Raw genomic sequence first — 24,096 nt, forward strand, 5'->3', positions numbered from 1 at the left:
GTCGGAGGACGCCATGGCCTACCTGCTGCAACAGCTTCTGAACGCCCTGCCCATGGCGAGCCTCTATGCCTGCCTTGCCTTCGGCTATTCGCTGGCTTTCGGGGTGACGAAGCGCCCGGATATCACCTTCGGGGCACTGGTCGCCTTTGCCGGTCAAATCTGCCTGCTGTTCACCGATTTCGGCTGGAATGGTCTGTACCTGGTCCTGCCGGCGGCTGTCGGTCTCGGTCTCGCGGCAGGCTTCGCCTATGCCTTACTGGCGGGCTACTGGAATGCCCGAACAATCATGCTGCCCTTGCACAGGAGGTCACCGAATGCGGTGATCGTCGCCTCGCTCGGCGTTGTGCTGCTGCTTTCAGAGGGCGCGCGTCTCGCGCTCGACACGCGGAGCCTGTGGTTGCCGCCCCTGGGGCAACACTTCGTGACGATCTTGAGGATCGAAGACACAGCACTCGGCCTCACACGGCTTCAGATGCTGCATAGCGTGCTCATGCTAGCCGTTGTCGTCGTCGGCTACCTGCTTCTGACGTTCAGCCGGGCAGGGCGCTTGTGGCAGGCGGTCTGTCAGGATCCACTTGCCGCCCGCCTTGTCGGGATCAATGCCGACAAGGTCTTCGTAATCTCCCTGACCGCCGCCGCCTCGGTGGCGGCTTCTGGCGGACTGTCGGCCACGGTGCTCTACGGCACCATGGATTTCGGCGCGGGTCTGATGTTCGGATTGAAAGTGGTTCTGATCGCAGCGGTCGGCGGTTACTCGCGCCCACTTCACTCATCTCTTGGCGCCGCGGCCATCGCGTTTGCCGAGCAGCTCTGGGCTGCCTATGGCCCGATGATATGGCGTGACGCTGTGATCATCTCGGTGCTGGTCTGGCTCCTTGTCGTGAGCCGCCGCGAACGCATCATTCCGTGAGCCAGCGATCCCGCGCGCTGTCGTCGGCGTCCTTGGCCGCGACCCAGTCTCCGGTTTCTCCATCCTGCCCATGCTCCTTCTTCCAGAAGGGGGCTGATGTTTTCAGGAAGTCCATGACGAAATTGGCACCGTCGAAGGCGGCCTGGCGGTGTGGTGCGGCGGCAATGACGAGCACGATCTGTTCGCCGGCCTCGATGCGCCCGAAGCGGTGGATGGCGGTCAGGCCGAGCAGGGAAAAACGGTTGATCGCGAGATCGCAGATCCGCTGCATCTCGGTCTCGGCCATGCCGGGATAGTGCTCGAGCTCAAGTGCCGAAAGCGTTCCGGCTTCGTCACGGCAGAGGCCGACGAAGGAAACAAGCGCGCCGATATCCTTGCGCCCTTCGGTCAGGCGACGGGCTTCTGAGGCCGCATCGAAATCCTCGCGCTGGACGCGGATGATGGCAGATGGCGTTTCCGTCACGGTTTCAACTCCGGCGGGAGGCACTCAGCCTCCGGTCATCGGCGGAAAGATGCCGATCTCGCGGGCACCTGCGATCGATTCGTGGTGCTCGACATGCTCCTGATTGACGGCAACGCGGATCGCCTTGGGAAAGCGCAGGGCCTCCTCATAGCCGTCTCCAAGCGTCGCGAGCCAGGTCACCAGTTCGCCGGCTGTCTGGACGCCAGCTGGGATCTCGAGCTCTTCTTCACCCTTGCCGATGCGCTCGCGCACCCAGGCAAAATAGACCAGCTTCACCATCTCAATCCACCATATGCTTTGCGCCGGCGCGGAAGTAGTCGTAACCGGTATAGATGGTCAGGATCGCCGCGATCCAGAGCAGGGTGATGCCGGCTTCGGTCGTGTAGGGCAGAACCTTGTCGCCGGCAGGGCCGGCCAGCAGGAAGGCCAGCGCAAACATCTGCGCCGTCGTCTTCCATTTGGCGATCCGCGTAACCGGCACCGAAACCTTGAGCGCCGCGAGATATTCGCGCAGGCCGGAGACAAGGATCTCGCGGCAGAGAATGGTAATCGCCGCCCAGAGCGACCAGCCGGCAATGGTGCCGTCCGCTGCCATCAGAAGCAGCACCGAGGCGATTAGGAGCTTGTCGGCGATCGGGTCGAGCATTTTTCCGATATTGGAGGTCTGGTTCCAGATCCGCGCCAGATAGCCGTCGAGATAGTCGGTGATCGAGGCGGCGATGAACAGCGCCAGAGCCGACCAGCGTGCGAAATCGGAACTCTGCAGACGACCTTCGAGGAAGAAGCACAGGACGATGAGCGGCACGGCGAGGATGCGGGCGTAGGTCAGGAGATTGGGGATATTGTATGCGCGCGAAGCCATGATGCCCTGTCTTTGAATACTGCTAGGTGATGTGATGTGATGGTTTTCGGTCGGGGCCGTCAACACAAGAATTCTGAATGGTCCTTATCGTCCTCTTGTCCCCGGATGCGTCGTTTCCGTGTCAATCACCGCTGTTTTCGTGAAAATGGTTGTAGATCAGCCGCGCCACGGCCTCCGAAATGCCCTCGACCGCCATCAGATCGCTGACGGCAGCGCGTGACACGGCTTTGGCCGTGCCGAAATGCTGCAACAGCGCCCGCTTGCGGGTCGGGCCGATGCCGGAGATCTCGTCGAGCGGGTTCTTGACCATCTCCTTCTTGCGGCGGGCCCGGTGTGAGCCGATCGCGAAACGGTGCGCTTCGTCGCGCATGCGCTGGATGAAGTAGAGCACCGGATCGCGAGGCGGGAGCGTGAAGTCCGGCTTGCCCTGGACGAAGAAGCGTTCGCGGCCGGCATCGCGGTCGACACCCTTGGCGACCCCGATCGCGATTACGCTGTCGGTGATGTCGAGTTCGTCGAGAATCTTGCGCACTGCCGTCATCTGGCCCTGACCGCCATCGATCAGGATGACATCGGGCCAGGCGGGGAAAGCCGCATCGCCGCTGTCATCGGGCGCGGCACTGCGATCCGGCTTGCCTTCTTCCTTGAGCAGCCGCGAGAAGCGCCGGGTCATCACCTCGCGCATCATGCCGAAGTCGTCGCCGGGCGTGATCTCGGTCGATTTGATGTTGAACTTGCGATACTGGCCCTTCACGAAGCCTTCCGGCCCCGCGACCACCATGCCGCCGACGGCATTGGTGCCCATGATGTGCGAGTTGTCGTAGATCTCGATGCGCCGCGGCACGTAGGGCAGCTGGAAAGTCTCGGCGAGACCAGCCAAGAGCCGCGACTGCGACGCGGTTTCGGCAAGCTTGCGGCCGTGGGCCTCGCGGGCATTGGCGCTCACATGGCCAACGAGATCCTTCTTTTCACCCCGCTGCGGCACGCTGATCGAAACCTTGTGGCCCGCCTTTTCGGAAAGTGCTGTCGCCAGGAGGTCCTGCTCCTCGACCTCTTCGGAAAGAAGGATCAGCCGCGGCACAGGCTTGTCGTCATAGAACTGCGCGAGGAAGGAATTGAGGACCTCGGCTGCGCTGAGCTGAGGATCCGCCTTCGGGAAATAGGCCTGATTTCCCCAGTTCTGGCTGGCACGGAAGAAGAAGACCTGGAGGCAGGACAGCCCCCCCTCGTGGTGGATGGCGAAGACGTCAGCCTCTTCTACCCCGGCCGGGTTAATGCCCTGATGGCTCTGGACATGGGACAGGCCGGCTAGACGATCGCGGAACACGGCGGCACGCTCGAAGTCGAGGTCTTCCGCTGCCTCGTTCATGGCGCGCGCCATGGCTTCCTTGACGTTCTGGCTCTTGCCCGAGAGGAAGTCCTTCGCTTCGCGCACGAGACCGGCATAATCCGGATCGCTGATCTCGTGGGTACAGGGACCCGAACAGCGCTTGATTTGATAGAGCAGGCAAGGCCGGGTGCGGCTTTCGAAGACGCTGTCGGTGCAGGTGCGCAGGAGAAAGGCGCGCTGCAGGGAATTGATCGTGCGGCCGACGGCGCTGGCGGAGGCAAACGGGCCGAAATAGTCACCCTTGCGGGCGCGCGCACCACGATGCTTGTAGATGGCGGGCGAACGGCTGTCGCCGGTGATCAGGATATAGGGAAAGCTCTTGTCGTCGCGCAGCAGGACATTATAGCGCGGCCGCAGGCGCTTGATCAGGTTTGCTTCGAGGAGCAGCGCCTCGACCTCGGTGCGGGTCGTGACAAATTCCATGTGTACGGTCTCGCGCACCATGCGCGACAGGCGGTTCGAATGGACCCGGCCTTGGGCATAATTGCTGACGCGCTTCTTCAGGCTCTTCGCCTTGCCGACATACATGACGTCGCCGTCCTTGTTCAGCATGCGGTAGACGCCGGGCGCATTAGGAAGCCGCTTGACGAATTCGCCGATCAGATCGGCACCGGTCAGGCCGGTCTCGTCCAGCCCGTCGACATGCCAGTCGATCTCGATGCCGGCGCGCGTCGTCTCGGGCTCGACCACGACGTCATCGTCATCTTCTTCCGTGCCATCATAGAGAACGCCGCCATCGGGCAGCTTTCCTCCATTCATTCATTGATCTCCGTGCCGTGCCAAATCAGATGCTGGCCCCCATCCAAGGCGATCATTTGGCCGGTGATCGACGGCGTGTCAAAAAGAAAGCGGATTGTTTGTCCGAATTCCGTGAGCGACGGGCCGCGCTTGAGCGGCAGACTGTCGACCTGCGCCTGAAAATCCTCGGGCCGCTGCCGCTCTGAAATCAGGGTGGGACCCGGGCCGATCGCGTTCACCCGCACCCGGGGGGCGAAGGCCTGGGCCATGGTGCGGGTCGCCGTCCACAGGGTGGACTTGGAAAGCGTGTAGGAAAAGAAGGTCGGCTTCAGGGCCAGCACCCGCTGGTCGATGATGTTGACGATCAGGCCGGAGCAATCCTCCGGCAGCGCCTTGACCATGGCACCGCTTAAGATCGACGGCGCGCGGACATGCAGATTGAAATGCCGGTCGAACGTCTCCGGATCGAAATCGGCAGCGGTATCGTCTTCGAAGATCGAGGCATTGTTGACGAGAAGGCCGACCGGCCCGAATTCGGCTTGCGTGCGCGCAATGAGGGACGAGGTCGCGGAAATGTTACCGAGATCGGCTTGAAGCGCGATCGCTTGTTTGCCGCTCTCCCTGAGCGCCGCGGCGACTGCCTCGGCTTCCGCCAGCGAGCCGTTTGCATGCAAAGCCACGGCAAACCCGTTCTGTGCCAAGTCTTCCGCAATGGCCCGGCCAAGTCTTTTGGCCGAGCCTGTGACCAATGCCACCTTCGAGATGCCGTTTTGCATCGCTTTTACCTTGTTCTGGATCTTTGGTTGCGCTGCATATATGGCGCCAACGCGATATTTAAACAGCCGCAAACCGATTTCATCCGGCAATTGATCTTCGGACGCCGTCAGTACAATTGCAGTATATATTTATGTAAATCGCCGACTGCGGCGTAAACTATTTGTTATGGTTAACGAATCGTTTGTGTCTTTTAAGCAACGTCCCGATTTGGTCACTGCTGTGCCACAATGAATTCACATTTCGGCTCTTTCAATTCCTCAATTGCCATCCATTTCTACAGTCGGAACGGGCAGGGAATACCCATTAACGTTCAGGCCGCCGTTGGTTCTTAGTGAAGTGCGGCTCGGAACTGAAAGGAGACTAACATGCGTACCCTCAAGATCATGCTTCTGGCTTCGGCCACCACCGTCGTCGCTTTCGCCGCCCAGGCAGCTGACGCCATCTATCAGGCTCCGGAAGCTCCGGCCGCAACCGAATCCTACTCCGAGCCGGCCGGCAACTGGTCGGGCGCTTATGTCGGTGGTGGCATCACCTATGACATGGGCAAGTTCACCGGCTCGAACGACGGTCGTGATGCTGATGGCATCGGCGGCACCGTCTACGGCGGTTACAACATGCAGAGCGGCTCGATCGTCTACGGTGCAGAAGCTGACCTCAGCTACGCCGGTGAAGATGGTTCGGCTGGCACGGATGCTGGCGTGCCCGGCAACCTCAAGGGCACCCAGGGCGTCAACGGCTCGGTTCGTGGCCGCGTCGGTTACGACCTCAACCCCTTCCTCGTTTATGGTACGGCTGGTGTGGCTGTTGCCAACCACGAGCTTGAAGGCGGTGGCAACAACGACGAGAAGCTGGCAGCCGGTTACACGGTCGGTGCCGGTGTTGAAACCTTCGTCACCGACAACATCACCGCTCGCGTCGAATATCGCTACAGCGACTACCAGAAGCGCGACTTCGATCTCGGTGGCACCACCGTATCGCGCGGCTTCGACGACCACTCGGTCAAGGTCGGCATGGGCGTGAAGTTCTGATCCACGCGATCCGCGAACACAGAAAAAGCCGGGCATCGTCCCGGCTTTTTTGTTGCGCAATCGGATGTCAGGAGCTCAGGCCTTCGGGCGAAGCGCAGGATAAGGCTCGAAATGCTTGGCGAATTTCGACGGCCATTCCGTCAGGGCGGCGCGGCCATTCTCCCACTCGCCGGGAAAGCGCAGCATGAGATAGCCGAGCGTCGCCGCCAGCGCGAAGTGGCCCCCATGCAGCTTCTTCGCCGTCTTCGGCAGATGCTTGTCGAGATAGTCCAGGCTGCGATTGATCTTGGCCCACTGGCGGTCGATCGCGTCCTGGCTGACCAGTTCGGGTGACCGGTAGCGCTTCTCGTAGACGATGGCGAGCAGGCAGTCGCTGATGCCGTCGGCCAGCGCTTCCAGCACCTCGGCCTCGGTCCGCTTCTCGTCCTTCTTCGGATAGAGCCGCTTGTCGCCGATCCGGTGCAGGTAGTGCATGATGGCGCGGCTGTCGAAGATCGCCGTGCCGTCGTCGGTGATCAGCGTCGGGATCTTTCCGAGCGGATTGGTGTCGACGAGTTCAGGCGGGTTTTCCGCCGTGTTCACGCGCTCTTCCTCAAGCTCTATGCCGAGATGACGGGCGGCCATGCGGACCTTGGAGGAGTAGGGCGAGGCGGGCGCGAAGAGCAGCTTCATGACGGGTTCCTGTGGCTCTCGTGGCGGGTTCAGCGCAGGGGCGGAATGGTGATGTCGGATCGGCGGCAGGATCGGCTGTCGACCTCCGGGCATGCACGGAAGCCAAGCGACCGGTCGAGGCAGATCCTGACTTCGTCGACTCTCTCCCTATCACAGGTGACGGCCACTGCCGAGCGGCCGAGCCCCGGATTGCTGCGGATGAAGGCAGCCTCGATCGCCTCGGGCGAGGTGCGGCTCTGGCGGTCGACCTCGGCAAGCTCGTCGGGAATGCGAATTCTATCATGGGCTTGGCGCACGAGCTTGAAGTAGTCGCTCATCGAGAGACCGGAGCAGGAGCCATGCTTGCGCCACTGGTGGCCGATCAGGCCCATGCTCGGCATGATGTCCATCACTGTCCGGCCGATGCGGTCCGGGACACGGCTTCCCTTCGGTGTCGGGCAGTTCTCCGGCCAGCCTTGCTCGTTCTGCGGCCAGAGACCGTGGACGACCCAGCCGAAATTCTTGTCTGCGCCGCATTGCTCACGATTGCGGCCTGCCGCCTCGCTGTCGCAGAAGGTCGGAGACCAGGACAGGGCCAGCACATAGAAATCGAAGCCACTTCCTTCCGGGAGGTCGGCAGCCGGCGTGGTCGCAGATCGTGCCGGGTCTGCCGACTGCTGTGCGTTGGGCGGAGGGGAGGCTGTCGAGGTGGTGCGATCACCAGCCGTTTCAACAGGCAGAAAGCTGTAGACGGCCGCAGCCGCAAGCATCAGGCCGAAGGCGATGAAGCCTGTATAGCGTCCCATCGCGCCCTCCGCTCACTCTTCCCCGCGCAGCCAGAAGCAGCGATGCGAGGCATAGCGATCCTGTGCCATAAGTCGCTTCAGCTCGGGAAGTGCCAGATGCATCTCGTCCTTCAGCGTGTAAGGCGGATTGACGATGACGAGGCCGGTGCCGGAGAGACCCGTCTGGTCGCGATCGCTCTTCACATGCAGTTCGGCGCAGAGCATCTTCGGAATTTCCAGCGCCTGCAGCGCTTCATGGAATTCCTTGATCGGTGCACCCTTCTTGATCGGATACCAGAGGCAGTAGACGCCGTTGGCGAAGCGGCGATGGGCCTTGGCAAGCCCGTCCACCAGCCGCTCGTATTCGCCTTCCTTCTCGAAGGGCGGATCGACCAGGACGATACCGCGCTTTTCCTTCGGCGGCAGATGCGCATTCAAGGTAAGCCAGCCGTCGAGTTCGGTCACCCGCACCTGAAAGTCGCCTTCGAACAGACGCGAGAGGGCGCGCGAATCCTCGGGATGCAATTCCATCGCCGAGAGGCGGTCCTGCGGGCGGAAGAGGTCGCGCGCGAGCTTCGGCGATCCGGGATATCTGGCAAGCGGGCCTCCGGCCTCGCGGCCCGGGTTGAGCGCTTTCACCGCATCGAGATAGGGCGCCATGATCTCGGCCACCTTTTCCGGCAGCTCGGCATCGATCACCTTGCCGATGCCTTCGAGCCATTCGCCCGTCTTCTGCGCTTCCTCCGACGAGAGGTCGTAGAGCCCGATCCCGGCATGGGTATCCAGCACGCGGAATGCCTTGTCCTTCTGCTGCAGGTAGACGATCAGCCGCGACAGAACGAGGTGCTTCAGGACATCGGCAAAATTGCCCGCGTGATAGATGTGGCGATAATTCATTGATGGTTCCGATGGCACTGATGATTTGTTCGAATGGGGCTTTTGAGCGTATGGGCCTTGGCCTATAACCGGCCCATGAACATCCAGAGCCCCATTCGAAACCGGTCGGTCGGTCATACGGCCTGTCCGCATGACTGTCCATCCACATGCGCCCTCGACGTCGATCTGACCGAGGACGGCCGCATCGGTCGTATGCGCGGGGCAACCGAGAACAGCTATACGGCGGGTGTCATCTGCGCCAAGGTCGCGCGTTACGCCGAGCGGCTCTACCATCCCGACCGGTTGATGAAACCGGTCCGCCGGGCCGGCGCCAAGGGTGCCGGCCAGTGGCAGGACGTCACCTGGGAAGCCGCTCTCGACGAGATCGCCGACGCCTTCGTCAAGGCCGAGCAGCGCCACGGCTCAGAAGCGGTCTGGCCTTATTTCTACGCCGGCACCATGGGCCTCGTGCAGCGCGACTCGATCGAGCGCCTGCGCCATGCGAAGAAATATTCCGGCTTCTTCGGCACGATCTGCACCAACATGGCCTGGACGGGTTATGTCATGGGCACCGGCACGCTGCGCGGCCCGGACCCGCGCGAGATGGCCGTTTCCGATTGCGTCGTCATCTGGGGCACCAATGCGGTCGCCACCCAGGTCAATGTGATGACCCATGCGGTCAAGGCCCGCAAGGATCGGGGCGCCAAGATCGTCGTCATCGACATCTACGACAATCCGACGATGAAACAGGCCGATATGGCCCTGATCCTGAAGCCCGGCACGGATGCGGCGCTCGCTTGCGCTGCCATGCATGTCGCCTTCCGCGACGGCTATGCCGATCGGGACTACATGGCGAACTTCGCCGATGATCCGGCAGGGCTCGAAGCGCACCTCAAGGACAAGACGCCGGAATGGGCAGCTGAAATCACTGGTCTCTCGGTCGAGGAGATCGAAGCCTTTGCCCGTCTCGTTGGCCAGACGAAGAAGAGCTACTTCCGCCTCGGCTACGGCTTCACCCGCAGCCGCAACGGCGCGGTCTCCATGCATGCGGCCCTGTCGCTCGCGACCGTGCTCGGGTCCTGGCAATACGAGGGCGGTGGTGCTTTCCATTCGAACAGCGACATCTTCCAGCTGAACAAGGCGGAACTGATGGGCACCGCCATGGTCGACCCCGACATCCGCATGCTCGACCAGTCGCAGATCGGCCGCGTGCTGACCGGCGACGCCGAGGCCTTGCGCCATGGCGGCCCGGTCACCGCCATGATCATCCAGAACACCAATCCGGTGAATGTCGCGCCCGAACAGCGCCTGGTGAAACAGGGTTTCCTGCGTGACGATCTCTTCGTTGCCGTGCACGAGCAGTTCATGACGGAAACGGCGGACCTCGCCGATATCGTTCTGCCCGCCACCATGTTCGTCGAACACGACGACATCTATCGCGGCGGTGGCCAAAGCCATATCTTGCTCGGGCCGAAGCTTGTCGATGCGCCGCCCTTAGTGCGCACCAATCTCTTCGTCATCGAGGAACTCGCCAAGCGTCTCGGCGTTGCGAACCGTCCGGGTTTCGGCAAGACCGAGCGCGAGCATATCGAGCGCATGCTGTATGTCAGTGGCAAGCCGGATTTCGACACGCTGATCGAGGACAAGTGGCTCGACTGCCAGCCGGCCTTCGACGACGCCCATTATCTGAACGGCTTTGCCCATCCGGACGGCAAGTTCCGTTTCAAACCGGACTGGGAGAACACCCCTGCACCAAACAAGCCGCCGGCAAAGCTCGGTTCGCTCGGCCCGGTCAAATCCCTGCCTGTTTATCCTGATCAGGTCGATCTCATCGAAATAGCCGATGCGGAGCACCCCTTCCGCCTTGCGACCTCGCCAGCCCGCAATTTCCTCAACTCCACCTTCGCCGAGACCAAGACCTCGCGTGACAAGGAAGGTCGCCCGGAGGTCATGGTGAACCCCGCCGATGCCTTGAGCCTCGGCCTCGCCGAAGGCGATGTCGTCCAACTCGGCAATGTCAGGGGCGAGCTCCGCATCCACGCCAAGATCACTGATGCGGTGAAGGCAGGCGTTCTGGTGGCCGAGGGCCTCTGGCCGAACAAGTCCCATCTCGACGGCGAGGGCATCAATGTCCTGACCGGTGCGGATCCGGCAGCCCCTCATGGCGGCGCCGCCTTCCACGACAACAAGGTCTGGATGAGAAAAGCCCTGGCATGAGCATTTTCGACAAGGCCCGGATCGCGATCCTGGAAGACAAGACGCTGTGGAAGGGCTGGAGCCACCTGCGCGGCATCACCTTCGATTTCTTCCGCGAAGGCAGGGCGCCGCACAGGCTCACCTGGGAAGTGTTCGACCGCCGCAATGCCGCAGCGATCCTGTTGCACAACACCGAACGCGACACCGTCACGCTGGTGCGCCAGCTGCGCATCGCGGCCCATCTGAGCGGCGAATATCCGTACCTGCTCGAAACGCCAGCCGGCTTCATCGATGACGGCGAGACCGCGCTGCAGGCGGCGCTTCGCGAAGCACGCGAAGAGACGGGTTACAAGATTGCCCGGGCCACCCCCGCCTTCGCCGCCTTCATGTCCCCCGGCTCTGTGACCGAAAAGCTCCACGGTTTCTATGCGGCCGTGACCGATGCCGACCGTGTCGCCGAGGGCGGCGGGCTGGACGACGAGCACGAGGACCTCGAGGTCGTCAAACTCGGCTTTTCAGAGGCGCTGGAGATGGTCGAGGCCGGCGAGATCATCGACGCCAAGACGATCATGCTCCTGCAATGGGCGGCACTTCGGCGGGATCAGCCCGCCGAGATCTAGTCGTCGAGGGCTGCGATATAGCCGCCTGTCTGTCGTGCCCAGAGACGGCTGTAGAGACCCCCGGATGTCAGCAGGTCGTCCGGCCGCCCCTCTTCGACAATTCGTCCCCGGTCGAGAACGATGATCCGGTCCATCCGGGCAATCGTCGAGAGCCGGTGGGCGATGGCGATCACCGTCTTGCCCTGCATCAGCAGGTCGAGCTTTTCCTGAATGGTCGCCTCGGCCTCGCTATCCAGCGCCGATGTCGCCTCGTCCAGAACGAGGATCGGGGCATCTTTCAACAGCACGCGAGCGATGGCGACGCGCTGGCGCTGGCCGCCGGACAAACGAACGCCGCGATCGCCGACAAAAGCCTCGCGGCCGGTCCGGCCTTCGCCATCCTTCAGATCTGCAATGAACGCATCGGCGCTGGCGTCGTGAATGGCCGCGGTAAGCTCGGCGTCGCTGGCATCCGGCCGTCCATAGAGAATGTTGTCGCCGATCGACCGGTGCAGGAGTGAGACATCCTGGGTGATATAGCCGATCTTCTGTCTGAGACTGGCCTGGGTGACGCCTGAGATGTCCTGGCGATCGATCAGGATCCGCCCGCTCTTCACATCGAAGAGCCTGAGGAGAAGGCTGACCAGCGTTGTCTTGCCGGCACCGGAGAGCCCCACCAGCCCGACCTTCTCTCCGGATCGGATATGGAGAGACAGTTGCTGGAGCACCGGCGTTTCATCGCGGTAGCCGAAGTCGACACCTTCGAATCGGATGTCGCCCTCTGTCACGACCAGTGGGCCGGCCTGAGGAGCGTCCACCACTTTCGGCGCGTTCGTCATGACAGGCATGGCGTCTCGGATCGTCCCGACCGCCTCGAAGATCTGCTGGCCCATGCTGAGGAAGCCACGGGAATTGGCCGAGAGGCGCTGTGTGAGCGTGATCGCCGCGACGAATTCGCCGATTGAAACGAATCCCTGGACCATGCCCCAGACACTGACGCCGAAGATCGAGAGAAAGAGCAGGACATTCAGTGTGATGACTGCGGCATCGGAGAGGATGCCCACGCGGCGCTCCTGATACTGTGCGCCCATTGTCCGGGAAATCGCATTGCGCAGCGCTCCGGCCTCGCTGTCTTCGGCGGCAAAGAGCTTCACGGTCTGGATATTGCTGTAGAGATCGGTCATCGAGCCGACCAGCCGGCTGCGGGCCTTGGCGGACTTGCGCGCAGTTTCTGAGAACTTCGGGATCGCCCGCCGTGCGATAAGAACATTGCCACCGATCCACAGCGCGACCGGGATCGCGAGAGGCCAGGAGAGGGTGATCATCAGTGCGAACGTACCGATGAGTTGCACGAGGAAGTGAGGGAAGGTCCAAATACCGACGGCAAGCTGCTGCTTCACGGAGGAGGCGACCTGCGCGATGCGCGTCGCCACCTGACCGGCGAAGAGATCATGGAAGAAGGCGAGATCCTGTCGCTCGACCGCCTTGTGCCCGTGCCACTGGATGAGTGCGGGGAGCGCGACACTCACAACATGCGAACCGAGCGTGTTGCAAAGGAAGCTCATGACCGGTGTGATTGGAAAGAACAGGATGAGGAACAGCACGAGCGCCGTCTGGTGCTCACGCAGATAGGGAATTGCGCCGCCAGCCGAAATGCCGTCGACGAGGTGCGAGACGCCCCAGATGACCGTCAGGTTCGACACTTCGATCGCCGCACTGAGGGTCAGGATGGCCAGCATCGGCCCCGGGGCAAAGCGGGCGAAATGGTAGAGCAGCCTAATGGGCCCGGCATCTGGCAAGGGCTGGAAGGGAATGTCGAGCGGCCGGAGCAAGCCCTCGAACGGGCGGAAAAGACGATCGGAAAAGGACATCTGAAACACTGCGCTGGCAAAGTGAAAGACCAAGAGCGGAGGCAATCACTGGCAGTAGATCATGAGTCTGTGGCATCAGGAAGTTGTTGTCCCCGCGGCCGTGATGCTGGCGCGGGGAGATTTCGTGATCCCGTTAGAAGGTCCCCTTCACGCCCGCGGTGACCATGATCGACTGGAACTCGGACGCGGCGCCGTCTTCAAAGCTGGCGCTGGCGCCGGTGACCGTATCGCGGACATGCGCATCGCCGCGGGTCTTGAAGATCTTCTGGAAATCGCCGCCGACATAGATGGAAGCCGATTGCAGAACCTGGTAGTCGGCCGTCACCGTTGCTCCAAGCATCGGAGCGGGCTCCATGGTGTCGGTGAAGCGGAGGTCTCTCAGCCAATGGTCGTCGACGCCCTTGTAGCTGATCGCCGCGCCGCCACGAAGAACGCCGGAGAGCGTCAGCGCACCGATCCGCTGCTGGGCATTGGCGCTGAGAAAGACGGTCGGAATGCGCTGCTCGTAGCTGATCCCCTTCACCCCATCCGCGAAATTGCCGACCGTGTCGTGCAGCGTGGTGTTGGTGTAGATGTAGCTGCCGCCGCGCGCCGTCCATTTGACGTCGGTATAGCCGAAACCGCCGCCGATCCCGAGGCGGGTTGCGCCGGTGTCGACGAGCGCCCGTTCGGCTTCCAGGAGAACATTGATGTAGCGGTCGAGTTCGGTGTCCGGATGCAGCGACTGATCCGTCCAACCGGAATAGGACGTGTCCAGCCAGTCGCGGTCTTCCATGAAGCCGTCGCCGCCAAGGCCGACATCGACGCGGCCCTTCAGCGTCCAGGCATAGCCGATATCGACTTCCCCGCCGATCGTGCCGGTCTTCACGCCCTTGCTCTCCCAGTCGAGCTGGCTGACCTTGTAGTCGCCGCTATAGACGTATTCGCCGGCCTTGATGTTCGCCATGCCGATGCCGGCAAAGTAGCGCACCGTCCCGGCTGACGAACTCGAATAGGCGTCCTGGCCGAAAGCTGGAGCGGTGAAGAGCAGGGTGCCGCCAAGAGCGAGAGCTGAAATAACCTGGAGATTGAACATGTCGTGACCGTGTCGATGAGATAATCGTTACGGTTGCATGTTTATGGTTAAGAGAATGCTATCAAACGGCGATCGCGCGTGCAGTCTGTCGATTTGCGTCAGCCGCTGATCAGCCGTGCGTCTGCGTCTGTCTCCGACGCCCGTCGCTCGACGCTGCCATCGGCGCGCATGGTGACGCTGCCTGATGCCACGAGCTTCAAGGCGAGCGCATAGGTCTGATGCTCGACGGTCAGCACCCGTGCTGCCAGCGTCTCTGCCGTATCGTCGATCAGCACCGGCACGACCGACTGCGCGATCACCGGCCCTTCATCCATGCCTTCGGTGACGAAATGCACGGTGCAGCCTGCGACCTTCATGCCGGCATCGAGCGCACGTTGATGCGTGTGCAGGCCGGGAAAGAGCGGCAGTAGGGACGGGTGGATGTTGAGGATCCGCCCCTCATGTGGCCGGATGAAGTCACCCGAGAGCAGGCGCATGTAACCCGCAAGGCAGATGAGGTCGGGGCCGATCTCGGCGAGTGCCGCAAGAATTGCCGCCTCGTGCTCGGCCTTGGAACCATAGCTTTTCCGCTCGAAAACGTGTGTCGGGATGCCGAGTGCTTTCGCCTTGGCAAGACCCGCGGCCTCCGGCTTGTCGGAGAATACAGCGACGATTTCCGCCGGATAGTCAGCCGCTTCGCAGGCTCTGGCCAGCGCCAGCATGTTCGACCCGCCGCCAGAGATGAAGGCGACGACGCGTTTGCGGCCGCTGCTCATAGGGCGAGCGTACCCTTGTAGGTCACGCCATGCGCCCCCTCTTCGCGGGCAATCATGCGGCCGAGACGGGCAACGGTCTCACCTTCGGCTTCCAGCACCTTGGTCACCTCGTCGACCTTGTCGGCGGGAACGACGACGATCATGCCGATGCCGCAGTTGAAGGTGCGCAGCATCTCGTTCTGGGCAACACCGCCGGTCTTGGCGAGCCAGGAGAAGACGGCGGGAACCTGGAACGAGGATAGATCGATCTCGGCAGCGAGATGCTTCGGCAGCACGCGCGGAATATTCTCCGGGAAGCCGCCGCCGGTGATGTGGGCGAGCGCTTTCAGCGCCTTGGTTTCCTTGATCGCCTTCAGGAGCGGCTTCACATAGATGCGGGTCGGCGTCAGCAGGGCAGCGCCCAGCGACTGTCCCTCGGCAAAGGGCGCCGGCGCATCCCAGGCAAGGCCCGAGACTTCGACGATCTTGCGGACCAGCGAGAAGCCGTTGGAATGCACGCCCGAGGACGAGAGGCCGAGGATCACATCGCCTTCAGCGATGTCGCCAGCCGGCAGCAGTTCGCCGCGCTCGGCAGCACCCACGGCAAAGCCCGCGAGGTCATAATCGCCCTTGGAATACATGCCCGGCATTTCGGCTGTCTCGCCGCCGATCAGCGCGCAGCCTGCCTCGCGGCAGCCGGCAGCTATGCCCTGAACGATCGCGGCACCCTGATCCGGGTCCAGCTTGCCGGTGGCGAAATAATCGAGGAAGAGCAGCGGCTCTGCGCCCTGAACCACGAGATCGTTGACGCACATGGCGACGAGGTCGATACCGACGGTGTCGTGGATATTGGCGTCGATCGCGATCTTCAGCTTGGTGCCGACGCCGTCATTGGCGGCCACCAGGATCGGGTCCTTGAAGCCGGCGGCCTTGAGGTCGAACAAGCCGCCGAAGCCGCCGATCTCGCCATCCGCCCCCGGACGGCGTGTCGACTTCACGGCCGGCTTGATCTTCTCGACCATCAGGTTGCCGGCATCGATGTCGACGCCCGCATCGCTATAGGTCAACCCGTTCTTGCCAGCCTGGCTCATGCCTGCCTCCGATCCTGCGAGAATTTCGGCTGGCCATGGCATGAAGAGGCTTCGGATGCAAGCAGCGAGCAGGGGAAGTGCACGATTTCCCGGCCATTCTAGGCCGAGATCGTATGTTGTCGCCATCTGCGAGGTGCCAGTTCTTGACCAAGGCTTTGCCGGTAACCTATCTCCTACTGCGGCACCGCAGCATGCGGAAAACGCCCGCGCCGCCCAAAGCGGACGACAAGGTTCTGAACGGAGACGGATATGGCTCGCAACATCAGTGCTATCGGCCTTCGCCGCCAGGTCTTCTTCTGGCTGGTGACGCTGGCGTTCTTCGTCGCGTTCCTGATGCTCTTCTCGTCGATCCTGCTGCCCTTCATTGCCGGCATGGCGCTCGCCTATTTTCTCGACCCGGTCGCCGACCGGCTGGAGCGCATCGGCCTCAGCCGATTGATGGCGACGGTGGTGATCCTCATCTCCTTCGTCGTCGTCTTCGTGCTGTCCCTGATGATCATCATCCCGGTCCTGGCCAGCCAGCTCAACGAATTCATTCAGCGCGTGCCCGGCTATGTCACGCAGCTGCAGACCTTCATCGCGACCTCGAATGCCTCCTGGCTGCCGGATTGGGTCGACAGCCAGATGGGCACGATCCGGGAGAACTTCTCCCGCTATCTCAGCGAAGGCGTCGGCTTCCTCGGCACTCTCGTCGAGCAGATCTGGAACTCCGGCAAGGCACTCCTCGACATCGCCTCGCTGCTCGTCGTGACGCCGGTCGTGGCCTTCTACCTGCTGCTCGACTGGGACCGCATGATCGAGAAGGTCGACAGCTGGGTGCCGCGTGCCCAGGTCGCAACGGTGCGTCAGCTGGCGACCGAACTCGACAACACGATTGCCGGCTTCGTGCGCGGGCAGGGCTCTCTCTGCCTGATCCTCGGCATCTTCTACGCCGTTGCGCTCTCGGCCGCCGGCCTCAATTTCGGCCTGCTGATCGGCTTCTTCACCGGCATGATCAGTTTCATCCCCTATGTCGGCTCCACCGTCGGCCTGCTGCTGTCGCTCGGCGTGGCGCTGGTACAGTTCTGGCCCGACTTCATCTGGATCGGCGTCATCGCCGGCATCTTCTTCCTCGGCCAGTTCATCGAGGGCAACATCCTGCAGCCCAAGCTGGTGGGCAAAAGCGTCGGCCTGCATCCGGTCTGGCTGATGTTTGCGCTCTTTGCTTTCGGCGCGCTGTTCGGCTTCGTCGGCGTCCTTGTGGCCGTGCCCGCGGCCGCAGCGGTCGGCGTCCTTGTTCGTTTCGCCATCTCGCGGTATCTTGAGAGCGATCTCTACTACGGAACCTCGGTCGTCATTGCGCCGCCTCACCAGCCCGTCGGCGAGATCGCACCCCCAAGCTCCAAAGACGTGCCCGAGGCATGAATGACTGACGCCAAGATGGCTGCCGAAAAACGCGGCGCCGCCGAACAATTGCCACTTGCCTTCGAACACGGCGCTGCGACCGGTCGCGACGACCTCTTGGTCTCCGAACGCATGGCCGCCGCCGTGTCGATCGTCGACGCCTGGCCGGACTGGCCATCCCCCGTGGTGATCCTGACAGGGCCGGAGGGCTCGGGAAAATCCCATCTCGCGCAGATCTTCAGGGACACCAGCGGCGCGAGCGATATTGTGCTTCAGCCGGGCAATGGCGCATCGCAGGCGGCCGCAGCCGGTCCGGTTCTCTTCGAGGATGCCGACCGCAACGGTTTCGATGAGGTCGAACTCTTTCACGTCATCAATGCCGTGCGCCAACACGGCACGACGCTCCTCATCACGTCGCGCAGCTTCCCACCGTCCTGGAACGTGGCACTGCCGGATCTCAACTCCCGCCTGAAGGCTGCAACCGTGGTGGAGATCGGCGCGCCTGACGAAGAGCTTCTCGGTCACCTGATCACCAAGCTCTTCGCCGACCGCCAGCTTTACATCGATGACAAGATCGTCGGCTATATCGTCAGCCGCATGGAGCGTTCATTCTCGGCCGCCCAGGTGGTGGTCGATCGCATGGACAAGCTGGCGCTGGCACGCCGCGCCAAGATCAGCCGAAGCCTGGCTGCAGAGGTTCTCGAAATGCTGGAGGCGGCAGACATCAGCGAGTAGTCGTCACAGATCTGTCGTTAAACTGTTATAATCGGCACCAACGATAACCAAGGGGCGAATCATGGACAGCGCAGTACAAGGCACGGACAGCGACAGCGGCGCGGAGGCAGCACCCGCCGAAGACCTGCTGACCAGCCCGCTGCGCTTCATCAACCGCGAATTTTCCTGGCTGCAGTTCAATCGCCGCGTCCTTGAGGAAACCCTCAACACCGCCCACCCGCTGCTGGAGCGCGTGCGCTTCCTGTCGATCTCTGCCGCGAACCTGGACGAATTCTTCATGGTGCGCGTGGCTGGTCTCGAAGGCCAGGTGCGCCAGGGCATCGCGATCAAGAGCCCCGACGGTAAGACGCCGGGCGAGCAGCTCGACGACATCCTGAAGGAAATCGACAATCTGCAGATGGAGCAGCAGGCGTCGCTCGCCGTCCTGCAACAGTATCTGGCCCAGGAAGAAATCCTCATCGTCCGCCCGGCCGCCCTTTCGGACGAGGACCGGACCTGGCTCGAAACCGCGTTCCAGGAATCGATCTTCCCTGTCCTCACGCCGCTCTCGATCGACCCGGCTCACCCGTTCCCCTTCATCCCGAACCTCGGCTTTTCCATGGGCCTGCAGCTCTGCTCGAGCCGCAACGGCGAGCCGATGACGGCGCTCTTGCGCCTGCCGCCGACGCTCGATCGCTTCATCCGCCTGCCGGACGAAGGCGTGACGATCCGCTACATCACGCTGGAAGACGTGGTCGGCCTGTTCATCAACCGGCTTTATCCGGGATATGAGGTCAAGGGCTACGGCACGTTCCGCATCATCCGCGACAGCGATATCGAAGTCGAAGAAGAGGCCGAAGACCTCGTGCGCTTCTTCGAGACCGCCCTGAAGCGCCGTCGCCGCGGCTCGGTGATCCGCATCGAGGTGGACAGCGAGATGCCGGTCGGCCTGCGCCAGTTCGTGGTGCATGAACTCGGCGTGCCGGATAACCGCGTCGCGGTCTTGCCGGGGCTGCTTGCGCTCAACACCATTTCTGAAATCACCAAGGCCCCGCGCGACGATCTGCGCTTCGAGCCCTACAATGCCCGTTTCCCTGAGCGCGTGCGCGAGCATGCCGGCGACTGCCTGGCCGCCATCCGCGAAAAGGACATGGTGGTTCACCACCCCTATGAGAGCTTCGACGTCGTGGTGCAGTTCCTGCTGCAGGCAGCGCGCGATCCAGACGTTCTCGCCATCAAGCAGACGCTTTACCGCACCTCGAACGACAGCCCGATCGTCCGCGCCCTGATCGACGCTGCGGAAATGGGCAAGTCGGTGACGGCGCTTGTCGAACTCAAGGCGCGCTTCGACGAAGAGGCGAACATTCGCTGGGCCCGCGACCTCGAACGTGCCGGTGTGCAGGTCGTCTTCGGCTTCATCGAGCTCAAGACCCACGCCAAGATGTCGATGGTCGTGCGCCGCGAAGACGGCAAGCTCAGGACCTACTGCCATCTCGGCACCGGCAACTACCATCCGGTCACGGCGAAGATCTATACGGACCTGTCCTTCTTCACCTGCAATCCGAAGATCGCCCATGACATGGCGAATGTCTTCAACTTCATCACCGGCTATGGCGAGCCGGAAGAGGGTATGAAGCTTGCCGTTTCGCCCTACACGCTGCGCCCGCGCATCCTGAAGCACGTCCGCGAAGAGATTGAACACGCCAAGGCCGGCCGCCCGGCCGCGATCTGGATGAAGATGAATTCGCTGGTCGATCCCGAGATCATCGATGCGCTTTACGAGGCGAGTGGTGCGGGCGTCGAGGTGGATCTCGTCATTCGCGGCATCTGCTGCCTGCGTCCGCAAGTGCCGGGTCTGTCGGACAACATCCGCGTCAAGTCGATCGTCGGCCGCTTCCTAGAGCACAGCCGCATCTTCTGCTTCGGCAATGGCCATGGACTGCCGTCGGAAAAGGCGCTCGTCTACATCGGCTCGGCCGACATGATGCCGCGCAATCTCGACCGGCGCGTCGAGACATTGGTGCCGCTGATCAACCCGACGGTGCATGAGCAGGTCCTGTCCCAGATCATGCTGGGCAACCTGATTGACAACCAGCAGAGCTACGAGATATTGCCCGACGGCACGTCTCGCCGCATTGAAGTGCGGCAGGGTGAGGAACCTTTCAACGCGCAGCAGTATTTCATGACCAATCCGAGCCTGTCGGGTCGCGGAGAAGCATTGAAATCGAGCGCACCGAAACTGATCGCCGGCCTCATTTCCGGCAGGAAAAGATAACACTGGTACCTCATGACAAGATCTGAAGCGCAGGGGCGCCTTCCCGGTATCGCCCCTGTCTCCGTTGTCGACATCGGCTCCAACTCGATCCGTCTGGTGATCTATGAGGGCCTGTCCCGCGCACCGACGGTTCTCTTCAACGAGAAGGTTCTCTGCGGCCTCGGCAGGGGCGTTGCGACGACCGGCCGTATGGACGAGGATGGCGTCGAGCGCGCTCTGGCCGCCTTGCGCCGCTTTCGCGCGCTGTCCAACCAGGCCAAGGCCACGCGAATGTACGTGCTCGCGACCGCTGCGGCGCGTGAAGCGTCGAACGGGCCAGACTTCATCGCGCGGGCTGAAGAGATCCTCGGCCATGAGATTCTTGTCCTGACGGGTGAGGAAGAAGCGAAGTTCTCGGCACTCGGCGTGGTCAGCGGCTTCCACGACGCCGACGGCATCGCGGGCGACCTCGGCGGCGGCTCGCTTGAACTCATCGACATCAAGGGCAAGAGCTTCGGCAAGGGCATCACGCTGCCGCTCGGTGGCCTGCGCCTCTCCGAGACGGTCGAGGGATCGCTCCCTAAGGGCCGCGCGCTGGCGAAGAAGCTCATCGGCGATGCGGAACTGCTCAAGAAGGGGCAGGGGCGCACCTTCTATGCCGTCGGCGGCACCTGGCGCAACATCGCCAAGCTGCACATGGAAATCCGCAAATACCCGCTGCACATGATGCAGGGTTATGAGCTGCCCTATGACGAGATCGCCTTCTTCCTGGAAGAGATCATCTCCGGCGCCAATGCCCGCGACCCGGCCTGGTCGACGATCTCCAAGAGCCGCCGCAACCTCATTCCCTTCGGCGCCGTTGCCATGCGCGAGGTGATCGAGGTCATGCAGCCGAAGAGCGTCTGTTTCTCTGCCCAGGGCGTTCGTGAAGGCTATCTCTATTCGCAGCTTCTGGACGAAGAACAGGCACTCGATCCGCTGATCGAGGCTGCTGATGAGCTGGCAATCCTGCGTGCGCGTTCGCCCGAACATGCGCGCGAGCTCGCCGACTGGACCGGCCGGATGATGCCGTTCTTCGATATCGAAGAAACGGAAGAGGAAAGCCGCTATCGCCAGGCGGCCTGCCTGCTCGCCGATATCAGCTGGCGCGCCCATCCGGATTATCGCGGCCTGCAGGCGCTGAACGTGATTGCCCACTCTTCCTTCGTCGGCATCACCCATCCGGGCCGCGCCTTCATCGCACTCACCAACTATTACCGCTTCGAAGGCCTGCACGACGACGGCCAGACCGGGCCGTTGGCGGCCATTGCCACCGAGCGTCTGCTCGACCGCGCCAAGCTCGTCGGCGGCATGCTGCGCGTCGTCTACCTCTTCTCGGCCTCCATGCCCGGCGTGGTGAACAACCTGACCTTCCGGCGCTCGGACAATCCCGAACTCGACCTCGAATTCGTGGTCCCCAAAGCCTATGAGGATTTCTCCGGGGAACGGCTTGACGGCCGCCTGACCCAGCTGTCGAAGCTGACCGGCAAGCGGCTTGCCTTCCTCTACGAATAACCGGGGATTGCCCGCAGCCAGGATATCGATAATCCTTTGATCGGAACCGCGCCTTGGGCGCGGCCCTGACGGCTTACGCCGTGCTGTGGTCCAACTCCGGAGTGGTGGCGATATGGTGTTCGGCTGGCTTGGTAGAGGTCGCAATCGTCTGGCGCACGAGGTGGTCTCCGTGACCGCCGTGGCAGTGCCCGTATTCTTGGCCACGGCAGCTTTGGTGCCGGCCGAGGATGCCGGCAAGTGGATGGGCGACAGCCAGGAGAACATTGCCACGCTGATCTATGGTGTGCCGCAGAGCGACGACGCGCCGATTGCCTTCCGATGCGAGCTGCCGGCCCGCGACTTCTTCGTCACTCTGGCCATGGACCCGAACTTCGAGCCGAAGGCAGGGACGGTTCCACTGACGCTAACCGCGCCACCATCGACGGAGCAGCTGGCGCTCGAGGCGGACATCCTGTTCATCGAGGACATGGAGGTCACATTCCTGGAGGCCAAGCCAGCTTTCGATGTGCCGATTGCGCGCATGTTGAAGCAGGGCAGTGAGCTGCGCTTCACGCTCGGAGAAAAGACCTTCGTTTATCCCCTGGCGGGGGCTGCGGACGCCATGAGCCCGGTCGAAGCCGCCTGCGCCAAGCCCACCTAACACCGGGTTGCTCGGCCTACCAAAATGAGCAAGGCGCAGGACCACTGGCCCCGCGCCTTGACGTGATGCGACCGGATCGGGCGACGCCTGCCGCCCGACCCATGCACGAATGACTGCCGCTTACTTCGCGGCGAGGAAGTCGCCGACTTCGAGCAGAACGAACTCGTTGTCATCGGCCTTGTCCAGCGCACGGCCGGCCGAGAAGGGCAGGTTGTTGTCGTTGCCGACGATGATGTGGGTCGGATCGACCACATCGACATTCTCGATGGTCACGAAAGGCATGTCATAGAAGCCTTCGCCGCCGCCCTGGCGCTTCTTGTTGTCGGGGTCTTCGATCTTCATCAGGTCGATATAGCCGATCTTCCGAACGGCCTTGCCGGCATTCTCGTCCGTCATCTCGATCTTGTAGATGCGCTTGTGCTTGGCCGGAACGGCGAAGCAGTCGGCAGCGGGTGCCTTCGGATCGGCGCAAGCCTTGTCGGCAACGCCAGCACCATTGTCGCGCTCGATGACGAGGGCCGTCGTCTCGTCGATCATGTTGAAGTCGCCGATCGCTTCGCCGCCTTCCGACAGCGGATAGAGCCAGGTCTTGCCGGTCCAGGCCTTGGAGGCGGCATCGAGCTCGATGATGCGCAGCGCGGTTAGGCCATCAGCCTTCTCGACCGAGCCGTCTTCAAGATAGAGCGGACCTTCAAGCAGGCCGTAGAGCTTCGTGCCGTCCTTCGACATGGCGAGGCCCTCATAGCCGCCGGAGCGCTTGAGGTTGAAGACGGGCATCTTGGCGGCCGGATTGGCCGGAACGACGAGCGTCGGATTGTCGGGCGACTTCACCTCGATCTCGCCAGCCTTGGTGGCGATGACGTCGGTCAGCACGCCCTCGGACGAGAACCTCAGCATGTAGGGGCCGAGCTCTTCGCCGACCCAGAAGCCGTCAGCCACCGGCTGGATGGATTCAACGTCGAAATCGGCGCCGGTGAGGTAGCGCTTGTCAGAGCCTTCCATGGCAATCGGAAAGGGGGCTTTCTTGTCCGGATCCGAGAGGAAGAGCGTCTTTTCGACATTCACGGTGCCGGCATCCCAGTCGAAGGTCAGGTGATGCAGCATCAGCATGGCGTCGGTCGAGTTGCTCTTCGAGCCAAAACCGTTGTCGGAGAGGCTCCAGAAGCTGCCGTCTTCCATGGCCTTGATGCCGGAGAAGCCCTGCAGCGGCTGACCATCGAAGGGGAGCGAGAGGCCGGTCAGACGTACGCCATCCTTGCCGGGCACGGTGCCGAGTTCGTCGGCGCGCTTGCGATCCGCCGTCGTGAACTTGCCGGATGTCTTGAGATAGGCGGGTGCATCCGCAGGGGCGGCGATGATGGTGTTGGCCGGCAGGATCGCGTGACTGACGAGCTTGGCCGGGAAGACCTTCTCCTCGGCCGAGGCCTGGGAGACGAAGAGAACGAAGAGGGCGGCGGAAGTCAAAAGGGCTTTGGTCATAGCGTCACCTTGTTGGAAGGGAGGAA

22 protein-coding genes are annotated in these 24,096 nt (G+C 62.4%); 9 read left to right on the forward strand and 13 right to left on the reverse strand.

What is annotated here, in order from left to right:
- Positions 1-13 precede the first annotated feature (13 nt).
- Positions 14-910, forward strand: a complete 897-nt coding sequence (locus M1E12_RS05030) for a branched-chain amino acid ABC transporter permease (protein ID WP_479563958.1) — start codon at positions 14-16, stop codon at positions 908-910.
- On the opposite strand, the gene M1E12_RS05035 is transcribed toward M1E12_RS05030, so the two are convergent.
- The 5 genes from M1E12_RS05035 to M1E12_RS05055 form a co-directional block, all read right to left on the reverse strand.
- Complete coding sequence (locus tag M1E12_RS05035; RefSeq protein WP_479563959.1) at positions 900-1,373, reverse strand: molybdenum cofactor biosynthesis protein MoaE; 474 nt, start codon at positions 1,371-1,373, stop codon at positions 900-902. The genes M1E12_RS05030 and M1E12_RS05035 overlap by 11 nt on opposite strands.
- Before the next feature lie 24 nt (positions 1,374-1,397).
- Positions 1,398-1,652, reverse strand: coding sequence for a molybdopterin converting factor subunit 1 (moaD, locus tag M1E12_RS05040; RefSeq protein WP_479563960.1), 255 nt, complete (start codon positions 1,650-1,652; stop codon positions 1,398-1,400).
- Position 1,653: 1 nt separating this feature from the next.
- Positions 1,654-2,235 carry a CDP-diacylglycerol--glycerol-3-phosphate 3-phosphatidyltransferase gene (gene pgsA, locus M1E12_RS05045; RefSeq protein ID WP_113459303.1) on the reverse strand — a complete coding sequence of 194 codons (582 nt, stop codon included), beginning with the start codon at positions 2,233-2,235 and terminating at the stop codon, positions 1,654-1,656.
- A 121-nt stretch (positions 2,236-2,356) separates the two neighbouring features.
- Positions 2,357-4,384, reverse strand: a complete 2,028-nt coding sequence (gene uvrC, locus M1E12_RS05050; protein ID WP_479563961.1) for an excinuclease ABC subunit UvrC — start codon at positions 4,382-4,384, stop codon at positions 2,357-2,359.
- Positions 4,381-5,139, reverse strand: a complete 759-nt coding sequence (locus tag M1E12_RS05055) for an SDR family oxidoreductase (protein WP_479563962.1) — start codon at positions 5,137-5,139, stop codon at positions 4,381-4,383. Before M1E12_RS05055 ends, uvrC begins: the two co-directional genes overlap by 4 nt.
- 366 nt (positions 5,140-5,505) lie before the next feature.
- Between M1E12_RS05055 and M1E12_RS05060 the strand changes: the two genes are divergently transcribed.
- On the forward strand, positions 5,506-6,168 hold the full coding sequence (locus tag M1E12_RS05060) for an outer membrane protein (protein WP_479563963.1): 663 nt from the start codon (positions 5,506-5,508) through the stop codon (positions 6,166-6,168).
- Between the two features lie 75 nt (positions 6,169-6,243).
- Here the strand turns inward: M1E12_RS05060 and M1E12_RS05065 are convergent, their stop codons facing one another.
- From M1E12_RS05065 to M1E12_RS05075, 3 genes are read right to left on the reverse strand one after another with little or no spacing between them, the layout of a single operon-like run.
- The gene (locus M1E12_RS05065; RefSeq protein ID WP_479563964.1) at positions 6,244-6,840 is read right to left on the reverse strand and encodes a glutathione S-transferase family protein; all 597 of its coding nucleotides are present in this window, start codon (positions 6,838-6,840) and stop codon (positions 6,244-6,246) included.
- Between the two features lie 29 nt (positions 6,841-6,869).
- The gene (locus M1E12_RS05070) at positions 6,870-7,625 is read right to left on the reverse strand and encodes a ribonuclease T2 family protein (protein ID WP_479563965.1); all 756 of its coding nucleotides are present in this window, start codon (positions 7,623-7,625) and stop codon (positions 6,870-6,872) included.
- A gap of 12 nt (positions 7,626-7,637) precedes the next feature.
- Positions 7,638-8,501 carry a 23S rRNA (adenine(2030)-N(6))-methyltransferase RlmJ gene (locus M1E12_RS05075; protein WP_479563966.1) on the reverse strand — a complete coding sequence of 288 codons (864 nt, stop codon included), beginning with the start codon at positions 8,499-8,501 and terminating at the stop codon, positions 7,638-7,640.
- Between the two features lie 33 nt (positions 8,502-8,534).
- Between M1E12_RS05075 and M1E12_RS05080 the strand changes: the two genes are divergently transcribed.
- Both M1E12_RS05080 and M1E12_RS05085 read left to right on the forward strand, forming a co-directional pair.
- Entirely contained in the window at positions 8,535-10,697 is a 2,163-nt protein-coding gene (locus M1E12_RS05080; protein WP_479563967.1) for a molybdopterin-containing oxidoreductase family protein, read from the forward strand.
- On the forward strand, positions 10,694-11,296 hold the full coding sequence (locus M1E12_RS05085; RefSeq protein WP_479563968.1) for an NUDIX domain-containing protein: 603 nt from the start codon (positions 10,694-10,696) through the stop codon (positions 11,294-11,296). The genes M1E12_RS05080 and M1E12_RS05085 overlap by 4 nt, the downstream gene beginning before the upstream one ends.
- Here M1E12_RS05085 and M1E12_RS05090 read toward each other — a convergent pair.
- From M1E12_RS05090 to purM, 4 genes are all read right to left on the reverse strand, one after another.
- On the reverse strand, positions 11,293-13,146 hold the full coding sequence (locus M1E12_RS05090) for an ABC transporter ATP-binding protein (protein ID WP_479563969.1): 1,854 nt from the start codon (positions 13,144-13,146) through the stop codon (positions 11,293-11,295). The two genes, M1E12_RS05085 and M1E12_RS05090, sit on opposite strands and share 4 nt — an antisense overlap.
- A 133-nt stretch (positions 13,147-13,279) precedes the next feature.
- Positions 13,280-14,221, reverse strand: a complete 942-nt coding sequence (locus tag M1E12_RS05095; RefSeq protein WP_479563970.1) for an omptin family outer membrane protease — start codon at positions 14,219-14,221, stop codon at positions 13,280-13,282.
- A 98-nt stretch (positions 14,222-14,319) separates the two neighbouring features.
- The gene (gene purN / locus M1E12_RS05100; protein ID WP_479563971.1) at positions 14,320-14,976 is read right to left on the reverse strand and encodes a phosphoribosylglycinamide formyltransferase; all 657 of its coding nucleotides are present in this window, start codon (positions 14,974-14,976) and stop codon (positions 14,320-14,322) included.
- On the reverse strand, positions 14,973-16,046 hold the full coding sequence (gene purM / locus M1E12_RS05105) for a phosphoribosylformylglycinamidine cyclo-ligase (RefSeq protein WP_479563972.1): 1,074 nt from the start codon (positions 16,044-16,046) through the stop codon (positions 14,973-14,975). The genes purN and purM overlap by 4 nt, the downstream gene beginning before the upstream one ends.
- 249 nt (positions 16,047-16,295) lie before the next feature.
- On the opposite strand from purM, the gene M1E12_RS05110 reads away from it, so the two are divergent.
- The 5 genes from M1E12_RS05110 to M1E12_RS05130 all read left to right on the forward strand — a co-directional run bounded on the left by M1E12_RS05110 (position 16,296) and on the right by M1E12_RS05130 (position 22,591).
- Positions 16,296-17,450 (forward strand): AI-2E family transporter, encoded by a 1,155-nt coding sequence (locus M1E12_RS05110; protein ID WP_113459315.1) that lies wholly within the window; start codon positions 16,296-16,298, stop codon positions 17,448-17,450.
- Positions 17,451-18,164, forward strand: coding sequence for a DnaA regulatory inactivator HdaA (gene hdaA / locus M1E12_RS05115; RefSeq protein WP_479563973.1), 714 nt, complete (start codon positions 17,451-17,453; stop codon positions 18,162-18,164).
- Between the two features lie 61 nt (positions 18,165-18,225).
- Positions 18,226-20,418: an RNA degradosome polyphosphate kinase gene (locus M1E12_RS05120; RefSeq protein WP_479563974.1), complete on the forward strand. Its 2,193-nt coding sequence runs from the start codon at positions 18,226-18,228 to the stop codon at positions 20,416-20,418.
- 12 nt (positions 20,419-20,430) lie between these two features.
- The gene (ppx, locus tag M1E12_RS05125) at positions 20,431-21,951 is read left to right on the forward strand and encodes an exopolyphosphatase (protein WP_479563975.1); all 1,521 of its coding nucleotides are present in this window, start codon (positions 20,431-20,433) and stop codon (positions 21,949-21,951) included.
- Positions 21,952-22,120: 169 nt separating this feature from the next.
- Positions 22,121-22,591 (forward strand): hypothetical protein, encoded by a 471-nt coding sequence (locus tag M1E12_RS05130; RefSeq protein WP_479563976.1) that lies wholly within the window; start codon positions 22,121-22,123, stop codon positions 22,589-22,591.
- A 120-nt stretch (positions 22,592-22,711) separates the two neighbouring features.
- On the opposite strand, the gene M1E12_RS05135 is transcribed toward M1E12_RS05130, so the two are convergent.
- Entirely contained in the window at positions 22,712-24,070 is a 1,359-nt protein-coding gene (locus M1E12_RS05135; RefSeq protein WP_479563977.1) for an esterase-like activity of phytase family protein, read from the reverse strand.
- Positions 24,071-24,096: the final 26 nt, after the last annotated feature.

This window comes from Rhizobium sp. K33, from assembly GCF_056501445.1.